Here is a 17,037-nt window from a genome sequence, read left to right on the forward strand (position 1 = left end):
ATAAGCTTGTACGAATGTTTCGAGCTGTACTTCGAATGTTCCGGGAACCTATGGCGTCCTACCAGGTTCGTCAAGAGGTCGCGTGGCGATACGATCGCCGCCATGACACCCTCGGAGCCCGCGGAAACGCGGACAGAAGCGCGGCCGACGCAGACCGCGACCCTCGCGGAGATCGCCCGCGAGGCCGGCGTATCGGCACCGACTGTTTCGAAGGTCCTCAACGGCCGGGCGGACGTCGCCCCCGGCACCCGCACCCGCGTCGAGGAACTGCTGCGCGCCCACGGCTACCGGCGCCGCCGGGCCGAGGCGACCCGCTCGCCCCTGATCGACGTGGTCTTCCACGAACTCGAGAGCGCCTGGGCGATGGAGGTCATCCGGGGCGTGGAGAACGTGGCGCGGGACGCCGGGCTGAGCGTGGTGCTGAGCGAGAGCGCGGGACGGCTCACACCCGGACGGACCTGGGCCGACCAGGTCGCCGCCCGCCGCCCCCACGGCGTCGTGCTGGTGCTGTCCGGGCTGGACGAGTCCCAGCGGGCGCTGCTGACCAGCCGGTCCATCCCGTTCGTGGTGATGGATCCGGCGGGCGACCCGGGCGCCGACGTGCCGTCCATCGGGGCGACGAACTGGCAGGGCGGTCTCGCCGCCACCCGGCACCTGGTCGAGCTGGGGCACCGGCGGATCGGGGCGATCACCGGGCCGTCGCAGATGATGTGCAGCCGGGCCCGCATCGACGGCTACCGGGCCGCCCTGGAGACGGCCGGGCTGCCGGTGGACCAGGCGCTGATCAAGACCGGCGACTTCCATCACGAGACCGGCTACCGCCTCGGCCGCGAGCTCCTCGACCGCCCCGACCGGCCCACCGCCGTCTTCGCGGGCAACGACCTCCAGGCCCTCGGCTTCTACGAGGCCGCGCGTGAGCTGGGGCTGCGCATCCCGGAGGACGTCAGCGTGGTCGGCTTCGACGATCTGCCGGTGGCCCGCTGGGTGGGTCCGCCGCTGACGACCGTGCGCCAGCCCCTGACGGAGATGGCCGAGGCGGCCGCCCGGCTGGTCCTCGAACTGGCCCGGTCGACGTCGCGGGAGGCGCCGACGGCGACCCGGGTGGAACTGGCGACCAGCCTGGTGGTGCGCACCAGCACCGGCGCGCCGCCGGCCGGATAGACCGGGGGCCGGACGAGGGCGTCGGGAGTGCCGGGCCGGGGCCCCGGGAGGGCCGGACCGGGGGCGGAGTGCGGGTGGTGTGGGGGGCGTGGCCGGAAGTTGACGTATTGACGGGTGTGGCACCCACGCCCACACTCCTCCGCAGTCAATCGGTTGAACGACCGAAACTTTCGGAGGCACCTGCATGAGATCCTCCAGTTCCCCGGCACGGACACGTCTCGCCGCCCTGGTCGCCGGAGCGGCCACCGTCGGCGCCCTTCTGAGCGGAGCGGCGGCGCACGCCGCGGACTCCCCGCTGCGCGATCTCGGCGCCGCCAAGGGCAAGATCGTCGGCACCGCGGTCACCGGCTCCAAGCTCACCGGGACCTACGGCGACGTCGCCGCGGCGCAGTTCTCCTCGCTGACCCCGGGCAACGCCATGAAGTGGGGCTCGGTGGAGCCGTCCCAGGGCGTCTTCGACTGGACGGAGGCCGACCAGATCGTGGCCTTCGCCCAGGCGCACGGCCAGCAGGTGCGCGGCCACACCCTGGTCTGGCACAACCAGAACCCGAACTGGCTGACCGGCGGCAGCTGGACCCCCGACCGGCTGAGCACCCTGCTCCGGAACCACATCGACACCGAGGTCGGCCGCTACAAGGGCAGGATCGCCGCCTGGGACGTCGTCAACGAGGCCTTCAACGAGGACGGGACCTACCGCCCGACCCTCTGGTACCAGGGCCTCGGCGCGGACTACATCGCCAACGCCCTGACCTGGGCGCGGGCCGCCGATCCGGCCGCGAAGCTCTACATCAACGACTACAACGTCGAGGGCGTCAACGCGAAGAGCACCGCCCTCTACGACCTGGTCAGGTCGCTGAAGGCGCGGGGGGTCCCGATCGACGGCGTCGGCCTCCAGGCCCACCTCGTCCTCGGCCAGGTCCCGTCCACCCTCCAGCAGAACATCCAGCGCTTCGCCGACCTCGGCGTCGACGTGGCGATCACCGAGCTGGACGTCCGGATGACGCTGCCGCCGGACAGCGCCAAGCTGGCCCGGCAGAAGGCCGACTACCAGGCGGTGACCGCGGCCTGCGTGGCGGTCACGCGCTGTGTGAACCTCACCGTGTGGGGCTTCACCGACTCCGACTCCTGGGTGGAGAGCACGTTCCCGGGGGAGGGGGCGGCGACGCCGTACGACGCGAACTACGCGCCGAAACCCGCGTATCACGGCATCGCGGAGGCGCTGGGCGGCGCCACGACACCTCCGCCGACCGGCGCGTGCACGGCGGCGTACGCCGTGGGCAGCCAGTGGAACACCGGCTTCACCGGCAACGTGACGATCTCCTGCTCGGGTGCCGCCCTGTCGTCCTGGAAGGCGACCTGGACCTACGGCGCGGGCCAGCGGATCACCCAGGCCTGGAACGCCGACTGCACCCAGTCCGGGGCGACCGTGACCTGCGTGAACGCCCCCTACAACGGGAGTGTCCCGGACGGCGGTTCGGTGAGCTTCGGCTTCAACGCGAGCTGGAGCGGCAGCAATCCGGCCCCGACGGTGACGCTGGGCTGACGGTGACGCTGGGCTGACGGTGACGCTGGGCCGACGGTGACGCGGGGCCGACGGTGACGCCGGGTCGGTCCCGGGGGCGTCCGCGGAGGTTCGGGAGATGAGATTTCCCCGAGAAGTCCGCCGTCGGGCCGCGGTCCTGACAGTCCGCTCATGATTCGGACTTACGTTCCTGTCGTGACGCGACACGAGGAGCAGGGCGATGCGGTCGGACGGGCGGGCGGACGGGCGGGAGAAGGGGCGGGCGGACGGGTGGACGGACGGGCGGGGCTCCGGCCGGGAGCGCTGAAGGCCGCCGGTGTCGCACTGGCCGCCGCCCTGGTGGCGGGCCTCGGGACCGCGGCCTGGGCCTACTGGCGGCTCGACGGCAACATCGAGAGCGTCGACATCGACAACGCCCTCGGCGACGACCGTCCGGCGAAGGCGGTCGCGACGCCCACCCCGTCCGGCTCGGCGTCCGCCTCGCCCGCGCCCACCGGGGCCGTGAACATCCTGGTGCTCGGCTCGGACTCGCGCAGCGGCGAGGAGAACCGGGAACTCGGCGGCGGCGACAGCACCGGCGCGCGCTCCGACACCGCGATGGTCGTGCACGTCGACGCGGGCCGCACGACGGCCACCGTCGTCAGCATCCCGCGCGACACCCTCGTCACCCGGCCCGCCTGCCCGCTGCCCGGCGGCGGATCGACGAGCGTGGCCTACGGCGCGATGTTCAACACCGCCTACGCGGTCGGCGGCCCCGTCTGCGCCGTCAAGACGGTCGAGTCGCTCACCGGCGTCCGCATGGACCACTACGTCGAGGTCGACTTCTCCGGCTTCGCCGAGCTGGTGGACGCGCTCGGCGGGGTCACCGTCACCACCGACGAGGACATCGACGACGAGGACAGCCACCTGCGTCTCGCGGCCGGCGTCCACCACCTGGACGGCGCCCGCGCCCTCGCCCTGGCCCGCACCCGGCACGGCATAGGCGACGGCAGCGACCTCGGCCGCATAGGCCTCCAGCAGAAGCTCGTGAAGGCCCTGCTGGAGCGGATCACCGCGGCCGGCCTCCTCACCGACCCCGTCCGGCTGTACGCGGTCGCCGACGCGGCCACCGGCAGCCTCACCACCGACACCGGTCTGGACTCGCTGGGCGAGCTGGCGGAACTCGGCCGGAGCCTGAAGGGGCTGTCGCCCGGCCGCGTCAGGACGCTCACCATGCCCGTGGCGGCGGCCCCCTCCGATCCCAACCGGGTGGTGGCCCGTGAGCCGGCCGCGAGCGCACTGTGGAAGTCGCTGCGCTGAACCCGTCGGAAAAGGATCCGGGCCGGGTGTCGATCCGACCCGCTCCCGTTCGACGCAGGAGTGAGAGGCCGGGAAGGACCCGGCTCACCGGACCCGAGGAGTCACCATGCCCCGCTACCTGTCGCTCGTGCGGATCGACGAGAACAGCGCGCCCGAGGAGGGCCCCAGCCCCGAGCTGATGCAGCGCATGGGCGAGCTGATCGAGGAGATCACCAAGGCCGGCGTGATGCTGGAGACCGCCGGGCTGACCCCGACCGGGCAGGGCGTCCGCGTGCGCTACGAGGGCGGCCGGATCTCCGTCACCGACGGACCCTTCGCGGAGACCAAGGAGGCCGTCGGCGGCTACGCGATCATGCAGTGCAAGGACCGGGCCGAGGCCGTCGAGTGGACCAAGCGGTTCCTCAGGGTCCACGAGGACTTCTGGACCGTGACCTGCGAGGTGCGGGAGATCGCGGAGGGCTGAGCCTTCCTTGGCCCGGACGCCCGGCGGGTGTTCGATGGGGAGCTGTGGACCCACAGCCCCCCTCGAACCCCCCGCCCGCCCCGGACCGCGGCGCGGCCCCGGCCGCGGACCGCAGCGCGGCCCCCGCCCCGGACCCCCGGACCGATCCGGATCCCCGGGGCGCCATCGAGACCGTGTTCCGGCTGGAGTACCCCCGCGTCGTCGCGGCCGTCGCCCGGGTCGTGCGGGACGTGGGGATCGCCGAGGAGCTGGCCCAGGACGCGCTGGTGGCGGCACTGGAGCAGTGGCCGCGCGACGGCGTGCCGGACAAGCCCGGGGCCTGGCTCACGGCGGCCGCCCGCCACCGCGCCGTCGATCTGGTCCGCCGCCGCGAGAACTACGCCCGCAAGCTCCGGGAGATCGGCCGCGACCTGCCCGCCGCGACCGCCCCGCCCGAGGAGCCCGCGGACCCCGACGACATCGACGACGACCTGCTCAGGCTCGTCTTCACCGCCTGCCACCCGGTGCTGTCCGCCGAGGCCCGCACCGCCCTCACGCTGCGACTGCTCGGCGGTCTGAGCACGCCCGAGATCGCCCGCGCCTTCCTGGTCCCCGAGCCGACCGTGGCCCAGCGCATCGTCCGCGCGAAGAAGACCCTGGCCACCAGGAACGTCGCCTTCGAGGTGCCGTACGGACCCGACCGCGATGCCCGGCTCGGCTCGGTCCTGGACGTGATCTACCTGATCTTCAACGAGGGGTACGCGGCCACCGCCGGCGACGACTGGCTGCGCCCGGCGCTGTGCGAGGACGCGCTGCGGCTCGCCCGGCAGCTGGCGGCCCTGATGCCGAAGGAGCCCGAGGTCCACGCGCTGGCCGCGCTCCTGGAGTTCCAGGCGTCCCGCGCGCCCGCCCGCACGGCCCCCGACGGCTCGCCCGTCCTGCTGGCGGACCAGGACCGCCGCCGCTGGGACAGGAGGCTCCTCGCCCGGGGCATCGCCGCCCTGGATCGGGCCGGCGCCGCGCAGTCCGGCCGGGCCCCCGGCCCCTACGCCCTCCAGGCCGCCGTGGCCGCCTGCCACGTCCACGCCCCGGCCTACGAGGACACCGACTGGGCGGCCATCGCCACCCTGTACGGCCTGCTGGCCGCCCGCGCCCCGTCCCCGGTCGTCGAGCTCAACCGCGCCGTGGCCGTGTCGATGGCCGACGGGCCGGCGCCCGCACTGGAGATCGTCGACGGCCTCGCCGGCGAGCCGTCCCTGAGCGGGTACCACCTCCTGCCCAGCGTCCGCGGCGACCTGCTGCTGCGCCTGGGCTGCCCGGCGGAGGCCGCGGCCGAGTTCGAGCGCGCGGCGGGGCTGGCGGGCAACGAACGCGAGCGGGACCTGCTCCTGACCCGCGCGGCGGACTGCCGGGCCTGAGAGCGGCGGACCGCCGGGGACGGGAGCGGAGACCGCCGGGGGCGGGAGCGGAGACCGCCGGGGGCGGGAGCGGCGCTTGACTGTCCGTTCACTCGTAACTCTGTTCTCCCGCAGGGCAGTTGAGCGGTACTGTGGCGGGGCCGCTGTGAGAGGGCTGTGCGGTCGGCCCCGGACCGGGGGACTCTCCGAGGACGCCGGCCCCGCCCGCTCGCGGCGCGCTTCTGACGACATGTGACCGGGGGGTCCATCACTTGAGATCGTTCATGCGCCGCCGTGCCGCGGTGCTCGCCACCGCGGCGGTGCTCGCCGCGATGGGTTCGCTGGCCACCGCGCCGGGCGCCGCCGCCGACGACGCCGGGCCCTGGCCCGGCACCGAGGGAGCCGTCCTGACCGACGGCGGCACCCTGACCAATCCGACCACCGGCACGGTGCTCCACGTCCCGAACGTGGGAGCCCACGCCACCTGGGCGCCGGACGGCAGCCGCATCGTCTCCGCCTGGCGCAGCGTCCGCCCCGACGGCTCCGACAAGCTCGCGCTGCCGCCGGCGCAGGGCATGCGCTCGACCCCGTCCTACCAGGACCTGACGTTCTGGTGGGGCGGCCGTTACCTCGTCTTCTCCAGCAACGGCCAGCTCGCCTACGGCCTCTCCGACGGCTCGGGTGCGCCCGGCCCGCTGCTGCCGGAGAGCCTGGAGCCGGCCGGCGTCTGCGACACCGACCCGACGGTGAACCCGCAGGGCCAGGTCGCGTTCGAGCGCGGCGCCCAGGGCTGCCGCGACTACGGGGGCGTCTTCGTCTACGACTCGGCCGCCAGGACCGTCCAGCGCGTCCTGACCGACGCCGGGCAGCCCGCCTACTCGCCCGACGGCACCCGACTGGCCTTCGTGCGGAAGGTCGACGGCGCGCCGCAGATCTTCACCGCGAACGCCGACGGCACCGACGTCCGCCAGCGCACCAGCGGGCCCCGGCGGTTCGCCAACCCGTCCTGGTCGCCGACCGGCGCCCGCATCGTCTTCGACGCCCACACCTCGGCGCAGGCCGACGACGTGCACACCACGGAGTACGTCGACCTGTCCACCGGCGAGCTGACCAGGGTCGGGGACCGGGCGGCGGGAAGCAACCCCAGCTGGCAGCCGCTGCGCAAGAACGGCGTCGGCCGGGTCTGGGGCGCCGACGCCTACTCCACCAACATCGCGTCCTCCCGCTGGACCTGGAACACCGTGGGCCAGAACGTGCCGGGCCTGATGAACGCCAAGTCCGCGGTGCTCGTCAACCGTGACGACCCGTCGTACGCCCTCACCGCGCCCGCCCTGGCCGGCAAGAAGCGGGGGCCGGTGCTGATGACCCCGAAGACGGGGCTGTCCGCGCCCGTCAGGCGGGAGCTGAAGCGCGCGGTGCGGCCCGGTTCGACCGTGTACCTGGTGGGCGGCACGGCCGTCCTCAACGGTCCGGTCGCCACCCAGCTGAAGACGCTCGGCTACGCGGTGAAGCGGGTGTCCGGCGCGGACCGCTACGCGACCTCGGTGGCCGTGGCGAAGGCCATCGCCCCGAGCCCGAAGTACGTGTTCCTGGCCGGCGGCTCCGAGTACCGGGCGGCCCTCGCGGCGGCCTCGGCGGCCGGCGCGGACGGCGCGGACGCCGCCGGCGGCGTCGTGCTCACCAACGGCAAGACCCTCACCGCGTCGGTGAAGGCGTACCTCAACAGCCTGAACCCGGACCGGACCATGGTCATCACGGTGGGAGCGGCGGCCAAGTACGCGCTTCTTCACGGCAGTTACCCGCGTTGGCCGTCGACGTACTCGTACTACCCGATCACGGGCGGCACGGACGCGGCGATCTCGGTGGCCATCGCGAAGTTCTGGTGGGCGGCGCCCGGCCAGACCGCCCTCGCCCACACCGGCGCCTGGCGCGACGGGGTCTCCGCGGCAGCGGCGATGAACGTGTTCGGGCCCCTGCTGTGGACCGCCCGGCCCGCCCTGTCGAGCGAGATCGGCGGCTACCTGCGGCGGGAGTCGGCGGGCGTGGACTTCACGGTGGCCTTCGGCCCGACCGGCGGGGTCACGGGAACGGAGCTGAACACGGTGGGAGCCGCGATCAGCGCGGGCGGCAGGTACTTCGAGTACCGCCCGTACTACGACGGCGTCATCCCGGCGCGCGCGGGCCAGAGCGCCTTCGCGCTGGGCGGCGACGGCGACCGGCCCGCCGCCGGGCCCGCCGTCGCGGCGCCGCGCCCCGCGCCGGCCGGCGCGCGGCCGGACCTGGCGTCGCTCAGGACGCTCCACCGGCAGTAGCGGCCGGCCCGGGGGGGGCGCCGACGAGCATCGTCGGCGCCCCCGCCACACGGGTCAGGAAGACCGTCGCCGAGTGCGGCCCGCGGTCCTTGGAGAGCACCTTGCGGCGCAGTTCCTCCGGCTCGACCGCCGAGCCCCGCTTCTTCACGGTCAGGATGCCGACCCCGCGGTCCCGCAGCAGGGCCTTCAGCTTCTTGACGTTGAAGGGAAGCCGGTCGGTGATCTCGTAGGCGGTGGCGAACGGCGTGGGAAGCAGGGCGTCGGCGGTGACGTAGGCGATGGTCTCGTCGATCAGCCCGCCGCCGACCTCCCGAGCCACGTCGGCGACCAGATGGGCGCGGACCACCGCGCCGTCGGGCTCGTACAGGTACCTGCCGACCGGCCGCACGCGCGGGTCCGGCAGACCGCCGCCGAGCAGCGTGCGCGGCCCCGGCAGCAGGGTGGCCCGGACGGCTCCGGGCTCGCCGGCGCCGAACCACAGCACCGCCTCCTTCACGTCTCCGCCGTCCGAGATCCACTCGGCCTCGGCCTCGGCCGGGATCGCCTCGTGCGGCACGCCGGGCGCGATCTTCAGGGCGGCGCGGGGCGCGGCGAGGGCGGCTCCGACCGCCCAGGACAGCGGCGGCGAGTAGGCCTCGGGGTCGAAGACGCGTCCGCGTCCGCCCCGGCGCGCGGGATCGACGAACACGGCGTCGTAGCCGCCGGCGTCCACTTCGGTGACGTCCGCCTCGCGCACCTCGATCAGCTCGCCCAGCCCCAGCGCCTCGGCGTTGAAGCGGGCCGCCTGGGCGGTGACCGGATCCCGGTCCACGGCCAGCACCCGGATCCCGGCGCGGGCGAACGCGATCGCGTCGCCGCCGATCCCGCAGCACAGGTCGGCGACGGAGGTCACGCCGAGCGCCCGCATCCGCGCGGCCCGGTAGCCGGCGACGGCGGCCCGCGTCGACTGCTCCACGCCGTTCGCCGTGAAGAACATGCGGTCCGCGTCCTCGGCCCCGAACTTCACGGCCGCCCGCCGGCGCAGCCCGGCCTGGCCGATGGCCGCCGACACCAGGCCGGCCGGGTGCTCGCGGCGCAGCCGGGTGGCGACGGCGAGTTCGTCGGCGGGCGCGATGCCGCGCACCGCGTCGAGGAGGGCCTGGCCTTCGGCGGTGAGCAGCGGAGCGAGGTCGTTCACCCCGCCATTGTCGGCCAAGGGCCCGCCCCGCCGGTCACGGGGCTCCGGCGCCGGGCGGGCCGGCCGGCGGTCCCTGTGGGCCAGTCGGTGGATGGTCGGGGTCCGGCGGCGGTGTCGGTCCGGGTTCCCGGACGGCGACTGCGAGGATCCGGCGCCATGGGACCTGTCGTACAAGATGATGACAACCGCGGTTGTTCTCAGAGGCCGCGCCGGTGTGGACGTACGGGAGTCCGGCGAGAGCGCGGCCGTACGGGAATCCGGGGCGCGCTCCTCGTCCTCGCGCTGTCCGCCCTGGCGTCCGGCTGCACGGGCGGCGGAGGCGCCGGCGGCGCGATCCGCCCCGCACCCGGCCAGCAGGCCCAGAAGGCCGCGCCCCCGCAGGCGCCGCCCGCCCGCGCCCTGCACGCGTACGCCGGCCGGCTCCGCGCCGCCGAGCGGGCCAGGGTCGCCGCGGCGCGGCACTGGGGGCTGCGCAAGGTCCCGCTGACGCCCCCGCCGCCGCCCGCCCGCAAGCCGGAGATCACCACCCGCAAGGGCTTCGAGGTCGACGACCACGAGGAGCTCGGCCTGCCGCCGGTCTTCACCTCGATCCCGACCGACGACAAGGTCGTCTTCCTCACCGTCGACGACGGCGCCGAGAAGGACCCGGCGTTCCTGCGCATGATGAGCGAGCTGAAGGTCCCGTACACCGCCTTCCTCAGCGACTACCTGATCAAGGACGACTACGGCTACTTCAAGAAGATGCGCGACCTGGGGGTGAGCCTGAACAACCACACCCTCCACCACCTCTACCTGCCCGGCCTCTCCTACGCCCGCCAGAAGCACGAGATCTGCGGCATGCAGGAGGTGATGCGCAAGCAGTACGGCGAGCGCCCCGCGTACCTCAGGCCGCCGTACGGCAACTACAACCAGGACACCCTGCGGGCCGCGAAGTCCTGCGGCGTGCGCTACGCCCCGCTGTGGGACGAGGAGGTCTTCGTCGACCACTGGGAGTACCGCGAGGAGGACCAGGACCTGCACCCCGGCGACATCGTCCTCACCCACTTCCGCGGCCGCGGCGACTGGAAGGGCACGATGCCCGACATGGTCCGCCGCTTCCTGGACAAGGTCACGGCGAAGGGCTACGCGGTGGCCCGGCTGGAGGACTACCTGTGAGGGCGCGCGCGCTGACGGCCGTCGCGCTGACGGCCGTCGCACTGATCCTGGCGGCCCTGACCGGCTGCGCCCAGTCCGTCGACCCCATCGAGCGACTGGGCAGAAAGGCCGCCGACCGGGTGCACGAGGCCGCCCCGGCCCCCTACCGCCGCTGGGGCCTGACGGCTCCGCCGGCCGCCGCGCCGTCCCACCCCGCCCGCCCCCTGCCCGGCAGCCCGGGAACGGCCCTGCCGCCGGTCCTCGACCACGTCCCCACCGCCGACCGGGTCGTCTTCCTGACCTACGACGACGGCGCCGAACGCGACCCGCGCTTCGTCGACATGGTCCGCGAACTGCGCCTGCCGGTCACCATGTTCCTCACCGACAGCGTGGTCGGCCCGGGGTACGCGCACTTCGCCCGGTTGCAGTCGGTGGGCGCGAGCATCCAGAACCACACGCTCGACCACCCGGCCCTGCGCGGTCTGCCGTACGCCGGCCAGCGCGCCGAGATCTGCGGCCAGCAGGACAAGCTGCGCGCCCGGTTCGGTCTGCGCCCGCGCCTCCTCCGCCCGCCCTACGGCGCCTACGACGCCACCACCCGGCGCGCCGCCGCCGACTGCGGCATCGCCGCGCTCGTCCTGTGGCGGGCCGCGATGGGCCCCACGGGCCTCTCCTACTCCCACGGCCCCCACCGCCTCAGCCCCGGCGACGTCATCGCCGTCGCCCCGGACGAGTCGCCGGGACCGTCCCTGCGCGACCGCACGACGCGGCTCCTGCGGCAGATCCAGCACGAGCACCTGACGGTGGCCCGCCTGGAGTACTACGTCCAGCCGGCGCCGTGACCGGTTGCCGCGCCGGCCGGAGAAAGTCAGCCCGTCCGGCGCTTGAGGACGCGGCACGTCCGGCGCTGGAGGACGAGGCCCGTCCAGGGCCGAAGCAGGCCGAAGCGGGGGCCCGGGGGCGGCAGCCCACGGTGCGGGCCCACGCGGACACAGGGCGACGAGGGCACTCACATGAGCGGAAAAGTCGGCCGCCGCGCCGCCTGCATTGGCACTCCGCTTGACCGAGTGCTAATCGCGGTCATAGTCTCGGGTCTGGCACTCACCACTGGAGAGTGCCAACACAGCGACGGGCAGATCCGGCACCCGCGACGACGGATCCACCTGGTCGCCACCTCAGACAGTTAACCCCGTGAGATCTCCGAAGGGGGAGGTCGGATCGTGACGACCACCAGCTCCAAGGTTGCCATCAAGCCGCTCGAGGACCGCATCGTGGTCCAGCCGCTCGACGCCGAACAGACCACCGCCTCTGGCCTGGTCATCCCGGACACCGCGAAGGAGAAGCCCCAGGAGGGCGCCGTCCTCGCGGTCGGTCCGGGTCGCTTCGAGAACGGCGACCGCCTGCCGCTCGACGTCAAGGTCGGCGATGTCGTCCTGTACAGCAAGTACGGCGGCACCGAGGTGAAGTACAACGGCGAGGAGTACCTCGTCCTCTCGGCTCGCGACGTTCTCGCGATCATCGAGAAGTAATTCACCGAGTTTTGCAGTGAACTGCGCCCCTGGCCCCCGCTACTCCATGCAGCCGGGCGCTGGGGGCGCAGTTCGTTTCTCCCACGCTTTCCGAGAGGGCTGAACCGCTCCCATGGCGAAGATCCTGAAGTTCGACGAGGACGCCCGTCGCGCCCTTGAGCGCGGCGTCAACAAGCTTGCCGACACCGTCAAGGTGACGATCGGCCCCAAGGGCCGCAACGTCGTCATCGACAAGAAGTTCGGCGCCCCCACCATCACCAACGACGGTGTCACGATCGCCCGCGAGGTCGAGCTCGAGGACCCGTACGAGAACCTCGGCGCGCAGCTGGTGAAGGAGGTGGCGACCAAGACCAACGACATCGCGGGCGACGGTACGACCACCGCCACCGTGCTCGCGCAGGCGCTCGTGCGCGAGGGCCTGCGCAACGTCGCCGCGGGCGCCTCCCCGGCCGCCCTGAAGAAGGGTATCGACGCCGCCGTCAAGGCCGTGTCCGAGGAGCTCCTCGCGACCGCCCGCCCGATCGACGACAAGGCGGACATCGCCGCCGTCGCCGCGCTGTCCGCGCAGGACACGCAGGTCGGCGAGCTGATCGCCGAGGCGATGGACAAGGTCGGCAAGGACGGCGTCATCACCGTCGAGGAGTCCAACACCTTCGGTCTGGAGCTGGACTTCACCGAGGGCATGGCCTTCGACAAGGGCTACCTGTCGCCGTACTTCGTGACGGACCAGGAGCGCATGGAGGCCGTCCTCGAGGACCCCTACATCCTCATCAACCAGGGCAAGATCTCCTCGATCGCCGACCTGCTGCCGCTGCTGGAGAAGGTCATCCAGACCAACTCCTCCAAGCCGCTGCTGATCATCGCCGAGGACCTGGAGGGCGAGGCGCTCTCCACCCTCGTCGTCAACAAGATCCGCGGCACCTTCAACGCGGTCGCGGTCAAGGCCCCCGGCTTCGGCGACCGCCGCAAGGCGATGCTCCAGGACATGGCCGTCCTCACCGGCGCCACCGTCATCTCCGAAGAGGTCGGCCTCAAGCTCGACCAGGTCGGCATCGACGTGCTCGGCTCCGCGCGCCGCGTCACCGTCACCAAGGACGACACCACCCTCGTCGACGGCGGCGGCAACTCCGAGGACGTCGTGGGCCGCATCGCCCAGATCAAGGCCGAGATCGAGAACACCGACTCCGACTGGGACCGCGAGAAGCTCCAGGAGCGCCTCGCGAAGCTGGCCGGCGGCGTGTGCGTGATCAAGGTCGGCGCCGCCACCGAGGTGGAGCTGAAGGAGAAGAAGCACCGTCTCGAGGACGCCATCTCCGCGACCCGCGCCGCGGTCGAGGAGGGCATCGTCTCCGGTGGCGGTTCCGCTCTCGTCCACGCCGCCAAGGTGCTGGAGGGCGGCCTGGACAAGACCGGCGACGAGGCCACCGGTGTCGCCGTCGTCCGCCGCGCCGTCGTCGAGCCGCTGCGCTGGATCGCCGAGAACGCGGGCCTCGAGGGCTACGTCATCACCGCCAAGGTGGCCGAGCTGGACAAGGGCCAGGGCTTCAACGCCGCCACCGGCGAGTACGGCGACCTCGTCAAGGCCGGCGTCATCGACCCGGTCAAGGTCACCCGCTCCGCCCTGGAGAACGCCGCCTCCATCGCCTCCCTCCTCCTGACGACCGAGACCCTCGTCGTCGAGAAGAAGGAAGAGGAGGAGCCGGCCGCCGGCGGCCACTCCCACGGCCACTCCCACTGACACCTGGTCAGCACCCCCGGCACCAACCGAAGCCCGGCCCCCCGACCGACGGGGACGCCGGGCTTCGGCGTGCGGGGGGTGCGTTCCGTCGTGTCCTCGGGTCCTTCCTCGGTTCGCGCGAGCGCTCAGAACGCCTGGAGACAGACCCGCGCCCGATCGGTGCCCAGCGTCTCGACGTAGATGTCGATCCACTGCACCTTCCCGCGGCGGTCGTCGTGCACGCAGGGAGGGCAGACCCCGGCCCAGCGCGCTCCCTTCAACGTCTGCGGCTCCGGCAGCCCCAGATGCGCGAAACATTCCCCTTCGGCGGAATCGCCCTTCCTCACGTGCAAGGGCTCTCCGGAGCGGAGGTCCTCCGCGATGTCCTCGGCGGTCTTCTCACTGGTGACGAAGGTGAGGAGGTAGACGTCCTCCTGCGGATTCAGCTGGACGGCGCCCTTGGTCTGTGCGGCGCCCTCCGGTATTGCCACGTTCATGAACGCGGCCGCTTCGGAGGCGCCGGCCTCCTCGTCCCATCGCCAGTCGCGTCCCTCGGTCACCGGTGAGCGTCCTGGCCGGATCCGGAGCACGCGACGAAGAGGAGGGCGGTAGCCAGCGCCGCTGTCAGGCGGGCACCACGTCGGATCGTCACCCGTTCTCCTCGTCGTCCCGGGAGACGTCCCCGCCGGTGCCTGCGAGACCCTGGCCCGGCGGGGGCGTCGTGTTTCGGGGCGACCGCTCCGAACCGGGGCCGGTCGCATGTTACTTGGACAGCGGGCGGACGCTTCCGGGGACGGGCAAGGACCGGGAACGGGCGCCCGGACGAAGCCGTCGAGGCCGTGACCGGGGCCCGGCGCCCCGCAGACAGGAGGCGTCGGGCCCCGGCGGGCGGCCGCCGCTCCCGCGGCCGCCGGACCGCTACCGCTCCAGCGCGTCCAGCGCCCCCAGCTGGTCCATCAGGCCGAGTCGGTCGTACTGCCACCAGCTCTCGACGATCTTTCCGTCCTCCCGGCAGCGGAAGACGGTCGTCCCGGTCATCGTGACGTCCCTGCCGGTGGCCGGGATCCCCATGAAGTCGCCCTTGTGGCGGCCGCGCCAGGTCCAGCGGTTGCACACCCGGTCGTCCTGGGCGATCTGGTCGTCGAGCGCGAAGGCGAGGTCGAAGCCGGTGCGCCACCCCTCGATCTCCCGCCGCATCGCGTCCATCCCCATGGTGTCCTGCGGGTTGGCCGGATCGTGGGAGTGGTACTCCTCGGCGATCAGCCCGTCGAGCGGGGGCAGCTCGTCCCGCGTGCCGATCGTCTCGAAGAACAGCCGTGCCGTCCGCGCGTACAGCTGCTCGTCCCGTACGACGTCGAGATCCGTGAACGTCGGCATCTCGTCGCACAGGGCGACCAGCTCCTGGAAGACCTTTCCGGTCTCGGGGAGGTTGGAGTTGCGCATCGCCTCCTCGTACGACGGGAACTCCACGATCTCGATGAAGTGCGACTCGTCGGAGCGGTCCTTGGCGACGACCGCGTGCGTCGCGGTCCGCTTCCCTTGGGTCTGTTCGACCCACATGTCCATCAGCCGGTCCATCTCGTCGAACCGGCTGGTCCTGCAGTCGATGAGCTGTACGAACGTCATGACGCCGCCTCCGGCCCCCCTGGGTCCGGTCCCGTCCGGTCCCATTTTCCCACCGGAGCGTCCATGTCACCCCTCGACCGCCGCGGGCGTCACTGCGGGCCGTACTTGCGACCCGTCCTGGAGCTGATCCCGCCCAGCAGGGACCGCGGGGCGACCTTCGCCAGACCCATCAGCACCTTGTAGCGCGGGTCCGGGATCGACAGGGACTTCCCGCGCGCGAGGTCGTCCAGCGCCGCCGCGACCAGCTTGTCCGCGTCCAGCCACATCCAGCCCGGGATGTTGTCCGTGCCCATCCCGGCCCGCTCGTGGAACTCCGTGCGCACGAACCCCGGGCACAGCGCCATCAGCCGCACCCCGCTGCCCGCGAGGTCCTTCGCCACGCCCTGCGTGAACTGCACGACCCACGCCTTGGACGCCCCGTACGTCCCGCGCGGAACGAAGGCCGCCACGGACGCCACGTTGACCACCCCGCCGCGCCCGCGCTCGCGCATCGCCGCCGTCGCCGCGGACGTCAGCCGCAGCACGGCCTCGCAGTGCACCTTGAGCATCTTCAGCTCGTCGGCCATGGACACGTCGAGGTAGCGGCCCTTGTTGCCGAAGCCGGCGTTGTTGACCAGCAGGTCGACAGGCTTCCTGCGCTCCCCGAGGCGGGCGGCCACCGCTTCGATGCCCTGGTCCGTGGCGAGGTCCGCGGTCAGCACCTCCACCTCGACGCCGTGCCGGTCGTGCAACTCGGTCGCCTGCTCGCGCAGCCGCCTGGTGTCCCGCGCCACGAGGACGAGATCATGCCCGTCCGCCGCCAGTCTGCGGGCGAACGCGGCGCCGATGCCCGCGGTCGAACCCGTGATGAGAGCCGTTGTCATGGCGCAAGGTTAGTGACCCGAGGACCCGGCCCCCGCCCTCTGCACGCGGCCTCCCGAAGGTGAAGGCCGCGTGTGCGCCCGGCCCGTGAGGACGGCTCAGCCGCCGGGTTCAGCCGCTGTGTTCAGCCGCCGTGCTCGGCCGCGTACTTCCGCGCCGCGGCCAGCGACTCCGGATGCAGGGCCGCGCCGGCCGCGAGCAGCCGGGGCAGCAGCTCGCGGTGCGTGGTGGCGGCCTGGAACTGCATACGGACCGTCACGTCGTGGTCCGGCAGGTGGACGATCTCCACCGCGTCCCCGGCGCGGATCTCACCCGGCGTGATCACCCGCAGGTATGCCCCCGTCGCCGCCTTGCGCGTGAACCGCTTCACCCACTGCTTCTCGCCCAGGTGCCCCTGGAAGGTGAGGCACGGTATCCGCCCGGCGCTGACCTCCAGCACCACGTCGGAGCCGATCCGCCAGCGCTCGCCGATCCGCGCGCCCGACACGTCGAGCCCGCGCGTGGTGAGGTTCTCGCCGAACGCGCCGTTGCCCAGCGTGCGCCCCAGCTCGCGCTCCCACTCGTCCAGGTCCTCGCGGGCGAAGGCGTACACCGCCTGGTCGTCGCCGCCGTGATGACGCAGCTCGCACACCGCGTCCCCGGCCAGCCCGCTGCCGCCGACCCCCTTCGGCCCCGGCGCCGAGACCCGCACGGGCCCTTCGACCGGCCGCTTGTCGATGCCGGTCAGCCCCTGCGGCTGGCTGGTGTACGCGACGGCCTCGGGGCGGCCCAGATTCACAGACAGAAGCCTCATGACGGCACGGTAGGCGATCCGACGTCAAAGTGTCGACGCAGTATTCGCGCGGCCGTCCAAGGGTCCC

At 72.9% G+C, this 17,037-nt stretch carries 15 protein-coding genes; 10 read left to right on the forward strand and 5 right to left on the reverse strand.

Annotated features, from left to right (window positions below; translation table 11 throughout):
- The first annotated feature begins 102 nt into the window (after positions 1–102).
- The 6 genes from OG802_RS21455 (at position 103) to OG802_RS21480 (ending at position 8,133) form a co-directional block, all read left to right on the forward strand.
- Entirely contained in the window at positions 103–1,161 is a 1,059-nt protein-coding gene (locus tag OG802_RS21455; RefSeq protein ID WP_329412763.1) for a LacI family DNA-binding transcriptional regulator, read from the forward strand.
- A gap of 184 nt (positions 1,162–1,345) precedes the next feature.
- A complete protein-coding gene (locus OG802_RS21460) occupies positions 1,346–2,704 on the forward strand; it encodes an endo-1,4-beta-xylanase (RefSeq protein WP_329412765.1) in 1,359 nt (452 codons plus the stop codon).
- Positions 2,705–2,878: 174 nt separating this feature from the next.
- Positions 2,879–3,982, forward strand: a complete 1,104-nt coding sequence (locus OG802_RS21465) for an LCP family protein (RefSeq protein ID WP_443055292.1) — start codon at positions 2,879–2,881, stop codon at positions 3,980–3,982.
- Positions 3,983–4,088: 106 nt separating this feature from the next.
- Entirely contained in the window at positions 4,089–4,445 is a 357-nt protein-coding gene (locus OG802_RS21470) for a YciI family protein (RefSeq protein WP_329412768.1), read from the forward strand.
- Positions 4,446–4,489: 44 nt separating this feature from the next.
- Entirely contained in the window at positions 4,490–5,842 is a 1,353-nt protein-coding gene (locus OG802_RS21475; RefSeq protein ID WP_329412769.1) for an RNA polymerase sigma factor, read from the forward strand.
- Between the two features lie 263 nt (positions 5,843–6,105).
- Positions 6,106–8,133 (forward strand): cell wall-binding repeat-containing protein, encoded by a 2,028-nt coding sequence (locus OG802_RS21480; RefSeq protein ID WP_329412770.1) that lies wholly within the window; start codon positions 6,106–6,108, stop codon positions 8,131–8,133.
- Here the strand turns inward: OG802_RS21480 and OG802_RS21485 are convergent.
- The gene (locus tag OG802_RS21485) at positions 8,111–9,310 is read right to left on the reverse strand and encodes a THUMP-like domain-containing protein (RefSeq protein ID WP_329412771.1); all 1,200 of its coding nucleotides are present in this window, start codon (positions 9,308–9,310) and stop codon (positions 8,111–8,113) included. The two genes, OG802_RS21480 and OG802_RS21485, sit on opposite strands and share 23 nt — an antisense overlap.
- 156 nt (positions 9,311–9,466) lie before the next feature.
- Here OG802_RS21485 and OG802_RS21490 point away from each other — a divergent pair, with 156 nt between their 5' ends.
- From OG802_RS21490 to groL, 4 genes are all read left to right on the forward strand, one after another.
- Positions 9,467–10,465 (forward strand): polysaccharide deacetylase family protein, encoded by a 999-nt coding sequence (locus OG802_RS21490; RefSeq protein ID WP_329412772.1) that lies wholly within the window; start codon positions 9,467–9,469, stop codon positions 10,463–10,465.
- The gene (locus OG802_RS21495) at positions 10,462–11,286 is read left to right on the forward strand and encodes a polysaccharide deacetylase family protein (RefSeq protein WP_329412774.1); all 825 of its coding nucleotides are present in this window, start codon (positions 10,462–10,464) and stop codon (positions 11,284–11,286) included. Before OG802_RS21490 ends, OG802_RS21495 begins: the two co-directional genes overlap by 4 nt.
- 378 nt (positions 11,287–11,664) lie before the next feature.
- A complete protein-coding gene (gene groES / locus OG802_RS21500) occupies positions 11,665–11,973 on the forward strand; it encodes a co-chaperone GroES (protein ID WP_329412776.1) in 309 nt (102 codons plus the stop codon).
- Between the two features lie 112 nt (positions 11,974–12,085).
- On the forward strand, positions 12,086–13,711 hold the full coding sequence (gene groL, locus OG802_RS21505; protein ID WP_329412778.1) for a chaperonin GroEL: 1,626 nt from the start codon (positions 12,086–12,088) through the stop codon (positions 13,709–13,711).
- Between the two features lie 125 nt (positions 13,712–13,836).
- Here the strand turns inward: groL and OG802_RS21510 are convergent, their stop codons facing one another.
- The 4 genes from OG802_RS21510 to OG802_RS21525 all read right to left on the reverse strand — a co-directional run bounded on the left by OG802_RS21510 (position 13,837) and on the right by OG802_RS21525 (position 16,970).
- Complete coding sequence (locus OG802_RS21510) at positions 13,837–14,250, reverse strand: hypothetical protein (protein WP_329412780.1); 414 nt, start codon at positions 14,248–14,250, stop codon at positions 13,837–13,839.
- 358 nt (positions 14,251–14,608) lie between these two features.
- A complete protein-coding gene (locus OG802_RS21515; RefSeq protein WP_329412782.1) occupies positions 14,609–15,316 on the reverse strand; it encodes an ester cyclase in 708 nt (235 codons plus the stop codon).
- Between the two features lie 89 nt (positions 15,317–15,405).
- Complete coding sequence (locus OG802_RS21520) at positions 15,406–16,179, reverse strand: SDR family NAD(P)-dependent oxidoreductase (protein WP_329412783.1); 774 nt, start codon at positions 16,177–16,179, stop codon at positions 15,406–15,408.
- Positions 16,180–16,301: 122 nt separating this feature from the next.
- Positions 16,302–16,970 carry an MOSC domain-containing protein gene (locus OG802_RS21525; RefSeq protein WP_329412785.1) on the reverse strand — a complete coding sequence of 223 codons (669 nt, stop codon included), beginning with the start codon at positions 16,968–16,970 and terminating at the stop codon, positions 16,302–16,304.
- Between the last annotated feature and the right edge of the window lie 67 nt (positions 16,971–17,037).

Source organism: Streptomyces sp. NBC_00704 (assembly GCF_036226605.1).
In the GTDB taxonomy this organism is placed as follows: Bacteria; Actinomycetota; Actinomycetes; order Streptomycetales; family Streptomycetaceae; genus Streptomyces.